This is a genomic window from Streptomyces pactum (assembly GCF_002005225.1).
Lineage (GTDB): Bacteria > Actinomycetota > Actinomycetes > Streptomycetales > Streptomycetaceae > Streptomyces > Streptomyces pactum_A.
Window position 1 is genome coordinate 7,032,889 of the sequence record NZ_CP019724.1, and the last position, 17,524, is coordinate 7,050,412.

Annotated in this window: 16 protein-coding genes; 10 read left to right on the plus strand and 6 right to left on the minus strand. The window is 72.2% G+C overall.

Annotated elements, in window-relative coordinates; genetic code table 11:
- Positions 1-100: 100 nt before the first annotated feature.
- Both B1H29_RS30380 and B1H29_RS30385 read left to right on the plus strand, forming a co-directional pair.
- Positions 101-1,432: a hemolysin family protein gene (locus tag B1H29_RS30380; RefSeq protein WP_055415883.1), complete on the plus strand. Its 1,332-nt coding sequence runs from the start codon at positions 101-103 to the stop codon at positions 1,430-1,432.
- Positions 1,429-2,478, plus strand: coding sequence for a hemolysin family protein (locus B1H29_RS30385; RefSeq protein ID WP_055415882.1), 1,050 nt, complete (start codon positions 1,429-1,431; stop codon positions 2,476-2,478). Before B1H29_RS30380 ends, B1H29_RS30385 begins: the two co-directional genes overlap by 4 nt.
- A gap of 15 nt (positions 2,479-2,493) precedes the next feature.
- Here B1H29_RS30385 and B1H29_RS30390 read toward each other — a convergent pair whose 3' ends face one another.
- Both B1H29_RS30390 and B1H29_RS30395 read right to left on the minus strand, forming a co-directional pair.
- The gene (locus tag B1H29_RS30390; RefSeq protein ID WP_055415881.1) at positions 2,494-4,353 is read right to left on the minus strand and encodes an AAA family ATPase; all 1,860 of its coding nucleotides are present in this window, start codon (positions 4,351-4,353) and stop codon (positions 2,494-2,496) included.
- A gap of 430 nt (positions 4,354-4,783) precedes the next feature.
- A complete protein-coding gene (locus B1H29_RS30395; protein ID WP_055415880.1) occupies positions 4,784-5,434 on the minus strand; it encodes a uridine kinase family protein in 651 nt (216 codons plus the stop codon).
- Positions 5,435-6,042: 608 nt separating this feature from the next.
- On the opposite strand from B1H29_RS30395, the gene B1H29_RS30400 reads away from it, so the two are divergent.
- The 3 genes from B1H29_RS30400 (at position 6,043) to B1H29_RS30405 (ending at position 8,503) form a co-directional block, all read left to right on the plus strand.
- Positions 6,043-7,428, plus strand: a complete 1,386-nt coding sequence (locus tag B1H29_RS30400) for a peptidase C39 family protein (protein WP_055415879.1) — start codon at positions 6,043-6,045, stop codon at positions 7,426-7,428.
- Positions 7,429-7,620: 192 nt separating this feature from the next.
- A complete protein-coding gene (locus B1H29_RS37700) occupies positions 7,621-7,761 on the plus strand; it encodes an SCO1431 family membrane protein (protein WP_107095205.1) in 141 nt (46 codons plus the stop codon).
- Between the two features lie 82 nt (positions 7,762-7,843).
- Entirely contained in the window at positions 7,844-8,503 is a 660-nt protein-coding gene (locus B1H29_RS30405; RefSeq protein ID WP_055415878.1) for a TetR/AcrR family transcriptional regulator, read from the plus strand.
- Between the two features lie 57 nt (positions 8,504-8,560).
- Here the strand turns inward: B1H29_RS30405 and B1H29_RS30410 are convergent, their stop codons facing one another.
- Positions 8,561-9,814: a glycoside hydrolase family 18 protein gene (locus tag B1H29_RS30410; RefSeq protein WP_055415877.1), complete on the minus strand. Its 1,254-nt coding sequence runs from the start codon at positions 9,812-9,814 to the stop codon at positions 8,561-8,563.
- A 356-nt stretch (positions 9,815-10,170) separates the two neighbouring features.
- Here B1H29_RS30410 and B1H29_RS30415 point away from each other — a divergent pair, with 356 nt between their 5' ends.
- Positions 10,171-11,343: an acyl-CoA dehydrogenase family protein gene (locus B1H29_RS30415; RefSeq protein ID WP_055415876.1), complete on the plus strand. Its 1,173-nt coding sequence runs from the start codon at positions 10,171-10,173 to the stop codon at positions 11,341-11,343.
- Here B1H29_RS30415 and B1H29_RS30420 read toward each other — a convergent pair.
- Complete coding sequence (locus B1H29_RS30420) at positions 11,306-11,623, minus strand: hypothetical protein (protein ID WP_055415875.1); 318 nt, start codon at positions 11,621-11,623, stop codon at positions 11,306-11,308. The two genes, B1H29_RS30415 and B1H29_RS30420, sit on opposite strands and share 38 nt — an antisense overlap.
- Positions 11,624-11,874: 251 nt before the next feature.
- Entirely contained in the window at positions 11,875-12,312 is a 438-nt protein-coding gene (locus tag B1H29_RS30425; RefSeq protein ID WP_055415874.1) for a hypothetical protein, read from the minus strand.
- A 268-nt stretch (positions 12,313-12,580) separates the two neighbouring features.
- Here B1H29_RS30425 and B1H29_RS30430 point away from each other — a divergent pair, with 268 nt between their 5' ends.
- The 4 genes from B1H29_RS30430 (at position 12,581) to fxsA (ending at position 16,875) form a co-directional block, all read left to right on the plus strand.
- On the plus strand, positions 12,581-13,021 hold the full coding sequence (locus tag B1H29_RS30430; protein ID WP_055415873.1) for an Lrp/AsnC family transcriptional regulator: 441 nt from the start codon (positions 12,581-12,583) through the stop codon (positions 13,019-13,021).
- A 112-nt stretch (positions 13,022-13,133) separates the two neighbouring features.
- Entirely contained in the window at positions 13,134-14,738 is a 1,605-nt protein-coding gene (locus tag B1H29_RS30435) for an amidohydrolase (protein WP_055415872.1), read from the plus strand.
- A 525-nt stretch (positions 14,739-15,263) separates the two neighbouring features.
- Positions 15,264-16,256, plus strand: a complete 993-nt coding sequence (locus B1H29_RS30440; protein ID WP_234392931.1) for a polyprenol monophosphomannose synthase — start codon at positions 15,264-15,266, stop codon at positions 16,254-16,256.
- 46 nt (positions 16,257-16,302) lie between these two features.
- On the plus strand, positions 16,303-16,875 hold the full coding sequence (gene fxsA, locus B1H29_RS30445) for an FxsA family membrane protein (RefSeq protein ID WP_055415871.1): 573 nt from the start codon (positions 16,303-16,305) through the stop codon (positions 16,873-16,875).
- A gap of 100 nt (positions 16,876-16,975) precedes the next feature.
- On the opposite strand, the gene B1H29_RS30450 is transcribed toward fxsA, so the two are convergent.
- Positions 16,976-17,350, minus strand: a complete 375-nt coding sequence (locus tag B1H29_RS30450; protein WP_003977404.1) for an RNA polymerase-binding protein RbpA — start codon at positions 17,348-17,350, stop codon at positions 16,976-16,978.
- Positions 17,351-17,524 lie beyond the last annotated feature (174 nt).

The window sequence follows — 17,524 nt, forward strand, 5'->3', positions numbered from 1 at the left end:
GGTTCCTGCTGACCGAGGAGTGACTCCCTCCGGCGATGGACGGATCGTCCTGCAGTACCTGCGCCGCTCCCTGCTGTGACTTCCCACAGGCGGCGGCATCATGACCACCCCCCTGCTGCTCCTGACCGCCGCGTTCCTGCTGATCCTCGCCAACGGCTTCTTCGTCGCAGCCGAGTTCGGCCTGGTGACCGTCGAACGCGCCGACGCCGAGCAGGCCGCCGCCGGCGGTGACCGACGTGCCCGCCGGGTCGTCGAGTCCCTCAAGGAGCTGTCCTTCCAGCTCTCCGGCACCCAGCTCGGCATCACCATCACCTCCCTCGTCGTCGGCATGCTCGCCGAACCGGCGCTCGCCCAACTGCTGGACGGCCCCTTCACCGCGACCGGCCTCCCCGACGGCGCCGTCCCCGGCGTCTGTGTCGTCGTCGGCATGCTGCTGGCCTCCGCGGTGCAGATGGTGATCGGCGAACTGGTGCCCAAGAACTGGGCGGTGTCCAAGCCGCTCCAGGTCGCGCGCTTCGTCGCGGGCCCGCAGCACGCCTTCGCCCGGCTCTTCCACCCGGTGATCGCCGCGCTGAACGCCGTGGCCAACCGCCTGGTCCGCGCCCTGGGCATCGAACCCACCGAGGAGCTGGCCTCCGCCCGCACCCCCGGCGAACTGGTCTCCCTGGCCCGGCACTCGGCCCGGGCCGGTGCCCTGGAACAGGACACCGCCGACCTCTTCGTCCGGACCCTGTCGCTGGGCGAGCTGACCGCGCAGCACGTCATGACCCCGCGCGTGAAGGTCAGTGCCCTGCACTCCTCGGCCACCGCAGAGGACGTGGTCAACCTGACCCGCGCCACCGGCCTGTCCCGCTTCCCCGTCTACCGGGAGAAGATCGACGAGATCGTCGGCATGGTCCACCTCAAGGACGCCCTCGCGGTCCCCGCGCACGACCGGCTGCGCACCCCCGCCGGCCGTATCGCCCGCCCGGCGCTGCTGGTCCCCGAGACCCTGCCCGTCAGGCCCCTGCTCACCCGCCTGCGCAGCGAGCAGCCCATCGCGGTCGTCGTCGACGAGTACGGCGGCACGGCCGGCGTCGTCACCCTGGAGGACATCGTCGAGGAGCTCGTCGGCGAGGTCCGCGACGAGCACGACGGCCTGGACCTCCCCGAACTCGCCCCCGCCCCGCCCGAGGACGGCCGGCCCGCCTGGGACGTCGACGGCAGTTGCCGCGTCGACGCGCTGCGGCGCGTCGGCCTCGACGCGCCCGAGGGACCCTACGAGACCGTGGCCGGTCTCGTCGCCGACCTGCTCGGCCGTATCCCGGCCGTCGGCGACCGGGCGGAACTCCCCGGCTGGCGCCTCTCCGTCCGCCAGGTCGGCCACTACCGCGCCGAACGCATACGACTGGTGCGGACGGCGCCGGTCACCGTGCCGGAGGCAGCCCGATGAGCGTCCTGCAACTCCTCTTCGCCGCGCTGCTCGTGCTCGCCAACGGCTTCTTCGTCGGTGCCGAGTTCGCCCTCGTCTCCGTCCGCCGCAGCCAGATCGAACCGCTCCGCACCGCACGGGCCCGCCAGGTCCTGTACGGCCTGGAGCGGCTGCCGCAGATGATGGCCGCGGCCCAGTTCGGCATCACGGTCTGCTCCCTCACCCTCGGCGCGGTCGCCGAACCGACGGTCGCCCATCTGCTGGAGCCGGTCTTCGAGTGGATCCACCTGCCGCACGGCGTGATCCACCCGCTCGGCTACGTCATCGCGCTGGCCGCCGTGGTCTTCTGCCACCTCGTCATCGGCGAGATGGTCCCGAAGAACCTCGCGATGGCCGCCCCGGAGAAAGCCGCGCTGTGGCTGAGCCCCGGCCTGGTCGCCTTCGCCCGCCTCTGCCGGCCGGTCACCGCCGCGCTCGGCGCCTGCGCACGGGGCATCCTGCGGCTTTTCCACGTCGAGCCCAAGGACGAGGTGGAGGCCGTCTTCACCAGCGAGCAGCTCAACCGGCTGGTGGAGGACGCCGGCCAGGCGGGTCTGCTCGACCCGGAGGAGCAGGAACGCCTGGAGGACGCCCTGGAACTGGGCTCCCGCCCGGTCACCGACGTGCTCCTCGCACGCGAGTCCCTGATCACGGTCAGCCCGTCCGTCACACCGGCAGGGATCGTCGACCTCACCGCCCGCACCGGCTACTCGCGCTTCCCGGTCGCGGCGGAGGCGGGCGCCTTCATGGGCTACCTCCACGTCAAGGACGTCCTCGACCTGGTCATGGACTCCGACGACTCCGGCCGGGCCGTCCCACAGCACCTCTGGCGCCCGATGACCACACTCCGTCCCGAACTGCCCCTCGACGACGCCCTCACCGTGATGCGCCGCGCGGCGACCCACCTGGCCCAGGTGACGGACGCGTCGGGGAAGGTACTGGGTCTGGTCGCGCTGGAGGACGTACTCGAGCTGCTGGTCGGGGAGGTACGGGATCCGGCCCACCGGGAGGTGACGCTGGCGACGTAGGCGCCGAGCCGCTTCTCACAAGGCCGACGGATCCTGCGGCCCCCGGCCCGACAGCACCTCTCCGTACGCCTGCATCAGATCCGGCAACCGCAGTGTCGCCAGATCATCCCGGGTCAGCGTCCCCGGATACACGGACAACCGCAGATCCCGATAGGCACAGCTCTTCTCGTACAGCGTCCGCAGAAACCGCCCGTTACCCAACTCGTCGATCCACCCCTGGTCCACCACGTGCCCGGCGATCGACCGCAGCTCGTCCAGTGCCTCCTCGTCCCACACGTCCCCGTTCTCGGCCGCGAGCACCTCGCCGATCGAGGTGAGCTCCAGCGGCCGGTACGACGGGAAGTCGACCCGCGTCGTGAAGCGGGAGGACAGTCCGGGGTTGGCGGTCAGCAGCCGGTCCATGCCCTCCGGATAGCCGGCCAGGATCACCACCAGGTGGTCCCGGTTGTCCTCGGCCCGCTTCAGCAGCACCTGCAGCGCCTCGTCGCCGTACGCGTCGCCCTTGCCGTAGCCGGAGTTGGACAGGGAGTACGCCTCGTCGACGAAGAGGACGCCGCCGAGCGCGGAGTCGATCAGCTCGTTCGCCTTCACGGCGGTCTGGCCGAGGTACTCGCCGACCAGGTCGGCCCGCTGCGCCTCCACCAGGTGGTCGCCGCCGAGCAGGCCGAGGGCGTAGAAGACACGGCCCAGGATGCGGGCCACGGTGGTCTTGCCGGTGCCGGAGGGGCCGGAGAAGACGAAGTGCCGCTTTGGCGGCTGGACCGGCAGACCCTGCCCGGCCCTCAGCCGCGCCATGTTCAGTTGTGCGGACAGGGCCTTGACCTGGCGCTTCACCGGCTCCAGCCCCACCATGCGCTCCAGCTCCGCGAGCGCCTCCTCCAGTAAGGCGGGGTCGGTGGGGCCGGTGGGCAGGGAGGGGTCCGGCCCGTCGGCCTTCTCGCGCACGGACGGACCGCTCAGCGAGGGGAGCGGTGCGGCGGCCGGCGAGGGATCGGGTACGGAGAGCTTGAGGTCGCGCTCCTCGGTGCCGAAGAGGGGGTCGAGACCGTCCAGGCCTTCCGGTCCCAGACCGGCCTGGGCGAGCCCCGCGAGATCGGTGGAGTCGTCGTAGCCGTCGCTCTCGGCGATCGCGGCCAGTCGTGCCGAGGTGTCCATGAAGGCCGGGTCGACGCGGTGCACGGCCCGGTACAGGGGCAGTGCCGCGGCGCTGCGGCCCGTGCCCTCGTGGGCCCGCGCCAGCCAGTAGCGCAGTTCCTTGCGCTGCGGCTGCTCGCTGCGGCAGCGCATGAGGGCCGCCGACAGCAGTGGCTCGGCCTGTCCGTACATCTCCAGGCGCACCCGGGCCATGCCGCTGAACAGGCCGGCCTCGATGCCGAGAAGGGGGTCGCCGAGCAGTGGGTCGGTGTGCCGGACGAGCTGTTCCCAGTCCTTGACGAGGTAGGCGCGGCAGGCGTGCAGGAAGCGCACCTGGGGGTCGGTGTCCACGGGCGGCAGCCCGGCCAGAGCCCGGTCCAGTTCCGGGACGTGGCGGCCGTCGAGCCAGTGGGAGGCGTGCGCCAGCAGCAGGTCGCGGGAACTCTCCAGCACGGGCTGCACCCACCAGCCCAGCCAGTACCAGGAGTTGAGCGTGCGACGGTGGCGGGCGCGCTGCTCGCCGAAGCGCTCCCGGTGCCGGAACATCCGCAGCAGCGCGTTGGTGGTGTCGACGCGCAGCGCGTGCAGTCCCAGCCAGCCGTCGGCCATCGTGGGATCGATGCGCACCGCCACCCGGAACTCCTCCTCCGCCTGCGGATACGCCCCCATGGTGTAGGCGTCCACGCCGCGCAGCCAGGCGAGGTCGGCCGGGGCCTGTGCGCCCTGCGTGCCGAAGTCCATCCCGTCCCCCACGTACCGTGCCCCCGTCGGTATGCCGCCGAGCCGTCGCCCGCCGACCGCCTCGGCCAACGGCTGCGCCGAGGACCGGAGTTGCAAGGTGCGCGCGGCAACCGCCCGTAGGTCGCACCGAGGGCATCGTACCCGCGGCGGTCCCTCCTCCGAAGGGTGCCGGGGCAGGCCGTTGCGCGAGGTGGGAGTGGACGGGGAGCGTACGGAATGGTGACCGAGGGTGAGCGATTCGCGCCGCCGAGCAGCAGGAAACCGGGCTCAGGGCAGAACGAAGCCCCCGGTCACGGGGGAACAACCGGGGGCTTCGCGTCTGCGGGCGGCTCCGAGTGGCCGCATATCCAGAACGTAAGACCTGTACGGTCCCCGGGTCAAGCGGAGTTGAGGCACTCCGAGCGCCAGCCGGGCAGTGATCTTCACGAGTTCAGCACATTGCGGACGGTCCGTCACCCTGCGTGAGGAAGTGGCTCGGTGAGGCGGTTCCCGCAGGTCCCGGAACCACCTCGTACCCCTTCTCCCTCTGCCGTACCAGAAGATGCGCGAAGGGGCGCGAAGGGTCGTCGGCGAAGTGTCGGCGCTCCGCCGGGATCCAATCGTCCCAGAACGTCCGCTGCTCCGCTCCGTCGCGCGCCCGCCCGCGGGCCCACGCCTCCTCGCGCGGCAGCTCCATCCAGAGCAGGTGGGCCAGGTACGGGCGCAGCGCCTCGCGGCCGGCCCCCACGCCCTCCACCACGACCACGCGGGCCGGCGGCAGCGGGCGGGGCGCGCCGAAGGACCGCCTCCGCCAGTCGTAGGGGGCGTAGTGCGCGGTGTCCCCGCGTCGCAGGGGCTCGATCACCTGGCTCAGCAGCCGCCCGGTCCAGTGGAACAGTTCCTCGTGACTGGCGATGTCGTCGAGGTGCAGTACCGGCACGCGGCCCAGCTCGGCGGCCAACCGTCCGGCGAACGTGGACTTCCCGGAGCCGGCGTACCCGTCGACGCCGACCAGACGCACGGGCCCGCAGGAGGGGGGAAGCCGGTGGATCCGGGCTGCGAGGTCGTGGATGGCGGTTCCCGGGCGCGAGGGGGCGGACATCGTTCGCCCGCACTCTAACCGTGTCCGCCGCAGTCCCGGCCGCCCGGACTACCCCGGCCACCTCGCGAGGCGCCGCCCTCCCCGCCTCCCCGCCCGCTCGCTCGGCCGGCGTGGCGTCTCCCGGCCGACGTGGCGCCCCGCGACCGGTGGTGTGTCCCGGCCGGCGTGGCGTCTTGCGGCCGGTGGTGTGTCCCGGCCGGCGTGGCGTCTTGCGGCCGGTGTGTGTATCCCGGCGGGCGTCGCGCCTCGCGACCGGCGTGGCGTCTCCCCGCCGGCTCCGGCATATCCGGCCTCCGGCCACGCCTCCAAGGCCGGTACCGGTCACGCCCGACGCCGGTCGCGTCCACCGAACCCGCCCCGGCGCGCGCACGCGGTTCGCACCCAGCCGATCCGACGGGCCGGGGCCGGCCACGTGGTCCGTGACGCCGGGCCCACCCCCTCCCGCCGCCGTACTCCTCCTCGGCCCCGAGCCCACGCCACTGGTCGATACCAATAATCATGGCGTGGCGGGCGCAGAGGTGCTGGCAGGAGTGGGCGCCTGCGGCCATAGTTGGCGCACAACCGTGCAACGGACCCGCCCGACCCGGACACCTGGGGGTCTTCCGCCCATGAGCAGAGCCGAACAGCCGTCCCGCAGAACCGTCTTGGCCGCAGCCGTCGCCGCAGCCGTGGCGGGCAGCGCGATCCCGGCCACCGCCGACGCCGTGCCCGGCACGGGCCCGGGCACCGGCGGCGCGGACCCCGACCGTGCCACCGCCCGACAGGTCGACCACCGCGCCTGGACCACGTTCCGCGACTGGCGGAGCGGGACCGCGCGGGGCGCGCGCGCCGTCGCGGGCGCCCGGCCCGGTGTCGTGATCGGCACCCCGGCCGGCACCACCGACTACACCGACCCGCACACCGGCGGGACCACCGCCTGGGAGTACGCGACCTGGACCTCGCCCGTGCACCGGCTCGCCGTGCCCTCGACCGAGGTCATCGCCTCCTGGAACGCGCACACCCCGAGCGGCACCTGGATCCAGGTCGAACTCAAGGGCACCTACTCCGACGGCACGGACACACCCTGGTACGTGATGGGCCGCTGGGCGTCCGGCGACGGAGACCGGGACATCCGGCGGACCTCGGTCGACGACCAGGGCGACGGCAGGAGCAGCGTGTGGACGGACACGTTCGCCGTCGACGACGCCTCCACCGGCCTGCGCCTGGCCTCCTACCGGCTCAGGCTCACCCTCCACCGCCGCCCCGGCGCGAGGGCGACGCCCACCGTCTGGCGGCTCGGTGCCATGGGCTCCGACATCCCCGACCGCTTCACCGTCCCGGCCTCCGCCCCGGGCCTCGCCCGGGAGCTGCGCGTTCCGCGGTACTCGCAGGAGATCCACAAGGGCCAGTACCCCGAGTACGACAACGGCGGCGAGGCCTGGTGCAGCCCCACCTCCTCGCAGATGATCATCGAGTACTGGGGCGGCCGGCTCACCGACGAGCAGCTCGCCTGGGTCGATCCCTCGTACGCCGACCCGCAGGTCTGCCACGCGGCCAGGTACACGTACGACTACCAGTACGCGGGCTGCGGCAACTGGCCCTTCAACGCCGCCTACGCGGCCACCTTCAAGGGCCTTGAGGGCGTGGTCACGCGCCTCGGTTCCCTCACCGACCTGGAGACGCTGATCGCGGCCGGTATCCCGGCCATAACGTCCCAGTCCTTTTTGGAGGAGGAGCTGACCGGGGCCGGCTACGGCACCTCGGGGCACCTGATGACCGTGATCGGCTTCACCGCCGACGGCGACGTGATCGCCAACGACCCCGCCTCGGACGACAACGAGGCCGTGCGCCGTGTCTACAAACGGCGCGAGTGGGAGAACATCTGGCTCAGGACCAAGCGGTACAACGCGAGCGGCAAGGTCGTCTCCGGCACCGGTGGCGTCTGCTACCTGTACTTCCCGGCCCATCCGAACCCCCGCCAGCGCAGGGCCCTCGCGGCGGTGGGCGTGCGCTGACCCGCTGTCTCCCCGCCCGTGCCCGCCCGTGCCCGCCCGTGACGACGGCCCCCGGAACCGCAGCACTCCGGGGGTCGTCGCTGTGACCGAGGTCTCGGCCGCGAAAGCCGCTCACGGTGGCAAGGTGGACAGGGTCACCGCGAGGGGAGCCTCCGGGCGCAGTCCACCCAACGTCGAGAGCAGCGAGAAGCCATGACCGCACACACCGCCACCGCCACCCGTGTCCGCACCGGCGGCCCCAAGGACGACGGCCCGAAGATCTTCGAGCACGTCATGGGCTGGACCCTCGTCGTGGTGATGGCGATGCTCGTGGTGCAGCTCGGCCTGCTGTGACGTGACCGTCGTGTGACCTGCCCCACGAACCGACCTGCAATACTGCGGATGTCCCGCCGCCCGTAGGAGACCAGGGTCGAAATTGAATATCAGTCAACAGCGTGCCGACGCCCGTCCCCGGGCGCGCGGCACGGAGCGCTCGGCGGCACGCCGCGCCGAACTCATCGCCATCGGGCGAAGGCTGTTCGCCGACACGTCGTACGACGCGCTCTCGATGGACGACATCGCCCGCCAGGCGCATGTCGCCAAAGGGCTGATCTACTACTACTTCCAGTCCAAGCGGGGCTACTACCTGGCGATCATCCAGGACTCCGTCGCCGACCTGGTCACCACCGCGGCGCGCGGCACCGAACTGCCCCAGGTGGACCGCGTCCACCGCACCATCGAGGGCTATCTGCGCTACGCCGAGCAGAACCAGGCCGCCTACCGCACGATCGTCAGCGGCGGAGTCGGTTTCGACGCCGAGGTGCACGCCATCCGGGACGGCGTCCGCGAGGCGATAGTCGTCACCATCGCCGAAGGGGCGTACGGCCGCTCCGACATCGGACAACTGGCCCGTATGGGGCTGCTCTCCTGGGTGTGCGGCGTCGAGGGCGCCACCCTCGACTGGATCGGCCGTCCCGAACTGCCCCGCGAGACCATGCGCGACCTGCTGGTGAAGTCGCTCGGCGGAACCCTGCGCGCCATCGAGGAGCTGGACCCCGCCTACCCGGCCCCGGCTCCCGCCCGCCGGGACGGCTGACGGACGAGGGGGCGGAGGCCCGCGCCGGCCCCCGCCCGGGGGCCCCCGTGGCCGTGGTCAGTCGATCGCCCTGATCAGTTCGCCGTCCGCGGTGTCACCGCTCAGTTCCCAGAAGAACGTGCCGCCCAGACCCTGCTGGTTCTTGTACGCCATCTTGGTGGCGATGGTCCGCGGAGTGTCGTAACTCCACCAGTCGTTCCCGCACTTGGCGTACGCGGTGCCGGCCACCGTGCCGGTCGCCGGGCACGTGGACTTGAGCACCTTGTAGTCCTCGATGCCGTTCTCGTACGTCCCCTTCGCCGGGCCGGTCGCGGTGCCGCCGGGCGCGGACTGGGTGACGCCGGTCCAGCCCCGGCCGTAGAAGCCGATGCCGAGCAGCAGCTTCGACGCCGGGATGCCCAGGCCCCTGAGCTTCGCGATCGTCGCCGAGGTGTGGTAGCCGGCCTTCGGAATGCCGGAGTACGAGGTCAGCGGCGAGTGCGGGGCGGTCGGACCGGCGGCGTCCCAGGCGCCGAAGAAGTCGTACGTCATCGGGTTGTACCAGTCGACGTACTGGGCCGCGCCCGCGTAGTCGGCCGCGTCGATCTTGCCGCCGGGCGTCGCGTCGGCCGTGATCGCCGCGGTGACCAGGTAGTCCGGGCCGAACTCGGCACGCAGCGCGCTCATCAGCTTCGGGAACGCGTCCCGTCCGCTGGTGTCGCAGCTCAGACCGCAGGCGTTCGGGTACTCCCAGTCGATGTCGATGCCGTCGAAGACGTCAGCCCACCTGGGGTTCTCGACCAGGTCGTGGCAGGAGCGGGCGAACGCCGCCGGGTCCTTCGCCGCCTCCGCGAAGCCGCCGGACCAGGTCCAGCCGCCGAAGGACCAGATGATCTTGAGGTCGGGGTGCTTCTCCTTCAGCTTGAGTAACTGGTTGAAGTTGCCGCGCAGCGGCTGGTCCCAGGTGTCGGCGACCCCGTCCACGGACTCGGCCGCGGTGTACGCGCGATCGGTCGCCGCGTAGGCGTCGCCCATGGCGCACTTGCCGCCCGTGACGTTGCCGAACGCGTAGTTGATGTGGGTCAGTTCGGCGGCCGAGCCGGAGGTCTCGATGTTCTTGACGTAGTACTTACGGTCGTAGGTGCCCCATTCGGTGAAGTAGCCGACGACCTTCGAACCGGCCGCGGCCTGCGAACCGGCCGCGGCGGGCGCCGCCGGAGCGGCCGTGGCCGTGGACGCGCCGGCCAGCAGTCCCGCGCCGAGGGCGACGGAACACAGGGCGGAGAGGAGCGTCCGGAGGTGGCGGACGCCGGGGAGGTGCGGGACGTGCATCGGGTGTCTCCTCGTGGGGGAAGAGGGAAACGCGCGCCGATTGGCATGAACGCGGTAAGGCGCTCGGGCCGTCACCGTAGGAGGACTAGACCAGTGCGGTCAATGGTTCGGACCATGTTCCCGGCGTGGGGGCCGGATCGGGTCCTGTCGCGGCGGTCGAACATTTCTTGAAGTAAGCGGTCGTTAACTGGTGACTCCATGCCTCCAATCGGGCATACTCACAGCGCACAGCCGCTGGTCAGCAGCTTCCGCGACCCGGGAGTGCGAGCATCGGCCAGGCCCGAACGACCCGGCGGAGCCGCCTCCACCCAAGGCGCACAACCGCCGATGTGCCCGACAGGGAGGAGAGCGTCGACATGCCCGACCGCGCCCCGCAGCCGGTGGACCGGCAACTGCCCACGGACGAGGCACGGGACCTGATCTCGCTCGTCCGCGACATCGCGCAGCGTGAGATCGCCCCGAGCGCGGCCGAGGAGGAGGACGTCGGACGCTTCCCGCGCGCGGTCTTCACCCTGCTCTCCGACTCCGGCCTGCTCGGCCTGCCCTACGACGCCGAGTACGGCGGCGGCGAGCAGCCGTACGAGGTCTACCTCCAGGTCCTCGAAGAACTCGCCGCGGCCCGGCTCACCGTCGGTCTCGGCGTCAGCGTGCACACGCTCGCCTCCTACGCGCTCGCCGCCTACGGCACCAAGGAGCAGCAGATCGAGCATCTGCCCGCGATGCTCGGCGGCGGCCTGCTCGGCGCCTACTGCCTCTCCGAACCCGCCTCCGGCTCGGACGCCGCCTCGCTGCGCACCAAGGCCGTGCGGGACGGTGACGACTGGGTGCTCACCGGAACCAAGGCGTGGATCACGCACGGCGGCATCGCCGACTTCTACACCGTCATGGCACGCACGGGGGAGGAGGGGCCGCGCGGGATCACCGCCTTCCTCGTCCCCGGCGACGCCGAGGGGCTGAGCGCCGCGGTGCCCGAGAAGAAGATGGGGCTGAAGGGCTCGCCCACCGCGCAGGTCCACCTCGACGGCGTACGGGTCTGCGACACCCGGCGCCTGGGGGACGAGGGCCAGGGCTTCGCGATCGCCCTGTCCGCGCTCGACTCCGGACGGCTCGGTATCGCCGCCTGCGCGATCGGCGTGGCCCAGGCGGCGCTGGACCAAGCGGTGTCCTACGCGGCCGACCGGCGGCAGTTCGGCAAACCGATCGCCGACTTCCAGGGGCTGCGCTTCATGCTCGCCGACATGGCGACCCAGATCGAGGCCGGCCGCGCGCTGTACCTGACCGCGGCACGGCTGCGCGACGCGGGACTGCCCTTCGCCAAGCAGGCCGCCATGGCCAAGCTGCACTGCACCGACACGGCGATGCGGGTGACCACCGACGCCGTGCAGATCCTCGGCGGGTACGGCTACACCGCGGACTTCCCGGCCGAGCGGTACATGCGCGAGGCCAAGGTGCTGCAGATCGTCGAGGGCACCAACCAGATCCAGCGGATGGTCATCGCCCGTCACCTCGCGGGGCCAGAGGGACGCTGAAGGCGCCGGTGACGCGGGCGTCGCCCGTGGCGAACAGGTCTCCGGTGGTGAAGAAGTCCCCGGTGGCGAAGAAGTCCCCGAGCCCGCGCGGAGGCGCCGCGAGCCGGACCCACTCCGGGTCGTGGCGCCCCGGCAGGGTGCGGCCGCGAGCGGCCCAGGCCCGCATCAGCTCACGGTAGATCGGCGGGTCCGGGACCTGCGGTGCCGGCGGGACCGGTCCCGCCGGCACCGGGACGAACACGCGGCGCCGACGGTCGGTCGCCGAGTACGTGGGGGTCATACCCGGGCAACGCGGCAAACGCGGACAGGTCACCGGCCCGCGGAATCGAGCGTGAGTTCGCGGGCGTACCCACCGCCGAGTCACCGTTGCCTGCCGGAACGGACCTGACGTACCGTCGCCGGCCATCGGCCCGACCGGGCCGCACGTGCCGGAACACGCCGACCCGCACCACGGCGGCCTGCCACGGGCCACGGCGCGGGCGGGTCGGCGGAATCGGGCGGCGTCCCCCGGACGGCGAGTGCCCGGGCGGCTCAGGCCGCTTCGCGCCGCATCGTCGGCACACGCATCGGGCGCGAGCCCGGACCGCCGACGTGGGAGAAGGGCTGGGTCCGCCAGTCGAGGCCCTGGGGGAGCGTCAACAGCAGGGCGGTGTCCTGCTCGTGGGGCTGGAACGACTCGTCCGCGGGACGCGCCTCGGTGGCCCGGCGGCCGGTGCCGACGCAGACCGAGAGCCCGAACGGGTTCCACGGCGAGGCGCACAGCGCGTGTTCCGGCAGCACCTCCTCGTCCGCCAGCAGGGCGATGGGCTGCGCGCAGTCCGGGCAGATCACCCGGTACATCTCGAAGGTGTCGTAGGTGTCGAGTTCCTCGTCGTCGAAGGCGTCGGGTTCGACGCCCTCCGATACGGGCTCGACGACCGGCTGCTGCCGCTTGGGCGTGGTACGTCCAGGGCGCTTAAGACTCTGCATGGGATTCTCCCCCTCGGGCTGGGTCGTGACGGCACTGCGGCCTCGACCACAGCAAGCACTTCCCGTCCCCAATCCGGGGTAATCACGAGAGGATCACGGAGACCGTTCGGAAGGTGTGGTCTTCGTCACATGCCGCTCGCAGGTGCCCCGTGCGGCGCATTTGTCCCCGCCCGGACCGCCGGCCGGCTCCCCCTCACATCACGAACCGGGCATGACCTGGGCTGCCCAGGTATCCGAGGAGATCAACCGCACTGTAGGTTCTTGCGCCATGGAGGAGCTGGACCGACGGATCGTGCAGCTGCTCGTCAAGGACGGGCGGATGAGCTACACAGACCTGGGCAAGGCCACGGGCCTGTCCACGTCGGCCGTGCACCAGCGGGTGCGGCGGCTGGAACAGCGTGGCGTCGTCCGCGGCTATGCCGCGGTCGTCGACCCGGAGGCCGTCGGACTGCCGATCACCGCCTTCATCTCGGTGAAACCGTTCGACCCCAGCGCCCCCGACGACATCGCGGACCGCCTGGCCGGCGTCCCCGAGATCGAGGCCTGCCACAGCGTGGCGGGCGACGAGAACTACATCCTCAAGGTGCGCGTGTCGACCCCGCACGAACTGGAGGAACTGCTCGCCCGGGTGCGCTCCCTCGCCGGGGTCTCCACGCGGACCACCGTGGTGCTGTCGACGCCCTACGAGTCCCGGCCGCCGCGGATCTGACCGGCGGCCGCGGCCCCGGCGTCGCGGATCCGGCCGTCGAAGGACGCCCCGACTCCCGCGCGGCGCCGACCTGCGTGCCAAGCCGTCCGCGTGAGGGGCGAGACTGGTGTCCATGAGTGAGCCCACCACCCCGTCCACGACCGTCCTGCTGCGCCGCGGCGAGGTCCACAGTCCCGCCGACCCCTTCGCGACCGCCATGGTCGTCGAACGCGGACAGGTCGCCTGGGTCGGCTCCGAGGGCGCCGCGGACGCCTTCGCGGACGGTGTGGACGAGGTGATCGATCTGGACGGCGCCCTGGTCACCCCGGCGTTCACCGACGCACACGTGCACACCACCTCCACCGGCCTCGCCCTCACCGGCCTGGACCTCTCCGGTGCCCCCACCCGCGAGGCGGCCCTCGCTCTCGTACGGGACTTCGCCGCGGCGCGCCCGGACGACCGGGTCCTCCTCGGCCACGGCTGGGACGCCTCCCGCTGGCCCGACGGCCTGCCCCCGACGCGCGCCGAACTGGACGCGGCCACCGGCGGCCGCCCCCTCTACCTCAGCCGTATCGACGTTCACTCGGCCGTCGTCACCACCGTACTGCTCGACCTGGCCCCCGCTGGCGTCACCCGCGTCGACGGCCCGCTCACCGCCGCCGCCCACCACGCCGTACGCGCTGCCGCCCTCGGGGCCGTCGCCCCCGCCCAGCGCACCGAGGCCCAGCGCGCCGCCCTCTCGCACGCCGTCTCGCTGGGCATCGGAACCGTTCACGAGTGCGCAGGGCCGGAGATCTCCTCCGAGGACGATCTCACCGGCCTGCTCCGGCTGGCGGCCGAGGAGGCCGGGCCGCGCGTGATCGGCTACTGGGCCGAACAGGACGCCGACAAGGCGAGGGAGCTGGGCGCCATCGGCGCGGCCGGCGACCTCTTCGTGGACGGCGCCCTCGGCTCGCACACCGCCTGCCTGCATCAGCCGTACGCCGACGCCGACCACACCGGCACCGCCTATCTGGACGCCGCCGCCGTCGCCGCGCACGTCGTGGCCTGCACCGAGGCCGGCCTCCAGGCGGGCTTCCACGCCATCGGCGACGCCGCAGTCACCGCCGTGGTGGAGGGCGTGCGCGCAGCCGTCGACAAGGTCGGCCTCGCCCGCGTCCGCGCCGCCCGCCACCGCGTCGAACACGCCGAGATGCTCACCCCCGAGACCGTCGCGGCCTTCGCCGAACTGGGCCTGACCGCTTCCGTGCAACCCGCCTTCGACGCGTTGTGGGGCGGCGAGGACGGCATGTACGCCCAGCGCCTGGGTGCCGGGCGGGCCCGCTCCCTGAACCCCTACGCGGCCCTGCTGCGCGCCGGTGTCCCGCTCGCCTTCGGCTCCGACAGCCCGGTCACGCCCCTCGACCCGTGGGGTACCGTCCGGGCCGCCGCCTTCCACCGCACGCCGGAGCACCGCGTCTCCGTGCGCGCGGCGTTCACGGCGCACACGCGCGGCGGCTGGCGGGCGATCGGCCGCGACGACGCCGGCGTCCTGGTGCCGGGCGCGCCCGCCGACTACGCCGTGTGGCGTACCGGCGAGCTCGTGGTCCAGGCCCCCGACGACCGGGTGGCACGCTGGTCGACCGACCCGCGCTCGGGCACGCCCGGCCTGCCCGATCTGACTCCGGGCCGGGACCTGCCCGTCTGCCTGCGCACCGTGGTCGGCGGCCGCACGGTCTTCGTACGGCCGGGCGAGTGATCTCCACGGCCGACGGGGCGATGATCTTCTCCCGGGTACGACCTGCGCGTCCTCGGCCCTGACCTGGGCTTTGGCACGGAAGCCGCAGGTCGAACGACTGTTGACAGGCGACGGCGGGGGGCCGGTAGGTTCGGCCGAGTCCACCACCGGACGCCCGACCGGGGAATCTTCCGCGTACGCGTCGCGGCGCCGCTGGGTCAGGGGCGGTGTGCCGCACCGGGGCACCGTCACTGGGAGCCAGGCCCAGCGCTCGCGCCGCGACGAGGGAACGTTCCGGCCGGTCGGGAGGTGTGACCCGGGTGGGGCCCGGGCGCTCAGTAGACAACGGCCTAGGTCGACCCGCAGCCGGCGGGTCCCGGGTCGGCCCGAAGGGCGCCGGGCCCCCATCCGCCGTGCAAACGGCTTTAATCGGCCATCCCTACCCCGGTCCTGGGGAAACGACACCACCGTACGGACGTCCCGTCACGTCACCGCAGGCCGCGGCCATTATGGTGGTCCTCTGCGTACGGACACGAAGGGGCAGCGGTGAACGACGGCGACGAGACGCCCGCGGAAGCGGGGCAGGGGAGGCGGTTCGGCCCCCTGGGTACGGCCTTGGTGATCATTCCGACCTACAACGAGGCGGAGAACATCAAGGCGATCGTCGCGCGCGTGCGTGAGGCGGTCCCCGAGGCGCACGTTCTGGTCGCCGACGACAACAGCCCCGACGGCACGGGCAAGCTCGCCGACGAGCTGGCCGCCGAGGACGACCATGTCCAGGTCCTGCACCGCAAGGGCAAGGAGGGCCTGGGTGCCGCCTACCTCGCGGGCTTCCGCTGGGGCCTGGAGCACGGTTACGGCGTGCTGATCGAGATGGACGCCGACGGCTCCCACCAGCCCGAGGAGCTGCCCCGCCTGCTGACCGCCCTCAAGGGCGCCGACCTGGTGCTGGGCTCCCGCTGGGTGCCCGGCGGCCGGGTGGTGAACTGGCCCAAGTCCCGCGAGTTCATCTCCCGCGGGGGCAGCATGTACTCGCGCCTCGCGCTGGACCTGCCGCTGCGCGACATCACGGGCGGTTACCGGGCCTTCCGCCGCGAGACCCTGGAAGGGCTCGGCCTGGACGAGGTGTCCTCGCAGGGCTACTGCTTCCAGGTCGACCTCGCCCGCCGGGCGATCAAGGCGGGCTACCACGTCGTCGAGGTGCCGATCACGTTCGTCGAGCGGGAACTCGGCGACTCCAAGATGAGCCGCGACATCCTCGTGGAGGCGCTGTGGCGGGTCACCACGTGGGGTGTGGGGGAGCGGGTCGGCAAGGTCCTGGGCCGGGACAGGCAGCCCGACGGGGCGGCGGGTGGGCCGACCGGCGCGCCCGCCGGAGCCTCGGCGGACGAGCCGGTGAACGACGCGGACGGGAGGCCGGCCGACACGGTTGCCGCGAAGCCGGCCGACACGACTGCCGCGAAGCCGGCCGACACCGCTGCCGCGAAGCCGGCGGAACCGGGTGGCAAGTCGGCACAGGCGCCTGACAAGAACGCCTGATCGTCCCCTTATGCCGCGCTGAGCCGGGGCCAGGCACACTGGGGGTATGACGACTGGCGCTCAGACCCCCAGGTCCCCCGCCCGGCCCTCGCGCTCCAGGCTGCGCACGTTCCTGCCGCTGGGCATCGCCGCGTGGCTCGTGCTGGAGATCTGGCTGCTGACCGTGGTCGCGGGTGCCTCCAGCGGGTTCGTGGTGTTCCTGTTGCTGGTGGGCGGCATCGTCCTGGGATCCGTAGTGATCAAGAGTGCGGGCCGCCGGGCGTTCCGGAACCTGACGGAGACGCTGCAACAGCAGCAGGCCGGCGTCCTGCCCGAGGCCCGCCCGAACAGCGAGGGCAACGGCCTGATGATGCTGGGCGGGCTGCTGCTGATACTCCCCGGCCTGGTCTCGGACGCGCTGGGCCTGCTCATGCTGCTGCCCCCGGTCCAGAAGGCCGTGAGCCGCTACGCGGAGCGGACGGTGGAGCGCAAGCTCCGCGAGGCCGCACCGGGCACCCTGGGCGACGCCTTCCGTCAGGCCCGCATGCACCAGCCGGACGGCAAGGTCGTCCAGGGCGAGGTCATACGGGACGACCCGGACGACGCACCGCGGGACCCCCGCCCTCCGCTGACGCGCTGAGCTCCGCCGACAGACACAAAAACCGCGGGTGCCGTACGTGGAATCACGTACGGCACCCGCGGTGTTCGGTTGTGCTGTCTGTGCTCTCTACGGGGTCCGGCTACGCACTCTTGCGGCTGTCTCGCGGATGTACCGCGATGTTCATCGCGCCGGAGCGCAGAACCGCCAGCCGCTCCTCGAGGACCTCTTCGAGTTCCTCGCGGGTGCGCCGCTCCATCAGCATGTCCCAGTGCGTACGCGCGGGCTTGGCCTTCTTCTCCTCAGGGCCGTCGCCATCCACCAGGAGTGCCTGGGCCCCGCAGACCTTGCACTCCCACTCCGGCGGGATCTCCGCCTCGACCGAGAAGGGCATCTCGAATCGATGCCCCTTCTCGCATGCGTACTCCACGGCCTGGCGCGGGGCCAGGTCGATGCCGCGGTCCGTCTCGTAGCTGGTCACCACGAGGCGCGTGCCGCGAAGAGCTCGCTCACTCATGAATCGTGCCTCCCGGGCTTGTCGCCCACAGGACAGGTGTCGCTGTCGTCGTCATCCGGTCAACGTCCGGGCGGCGGTAAAGATTCCCGTCCCGACTCCCGTTCCGGGCGTCTGCGTCGCCGTCGCAGTCGCAGCCTTGCAACCAGTGCAGTACCCGCCGACGTCCGGTTTGTC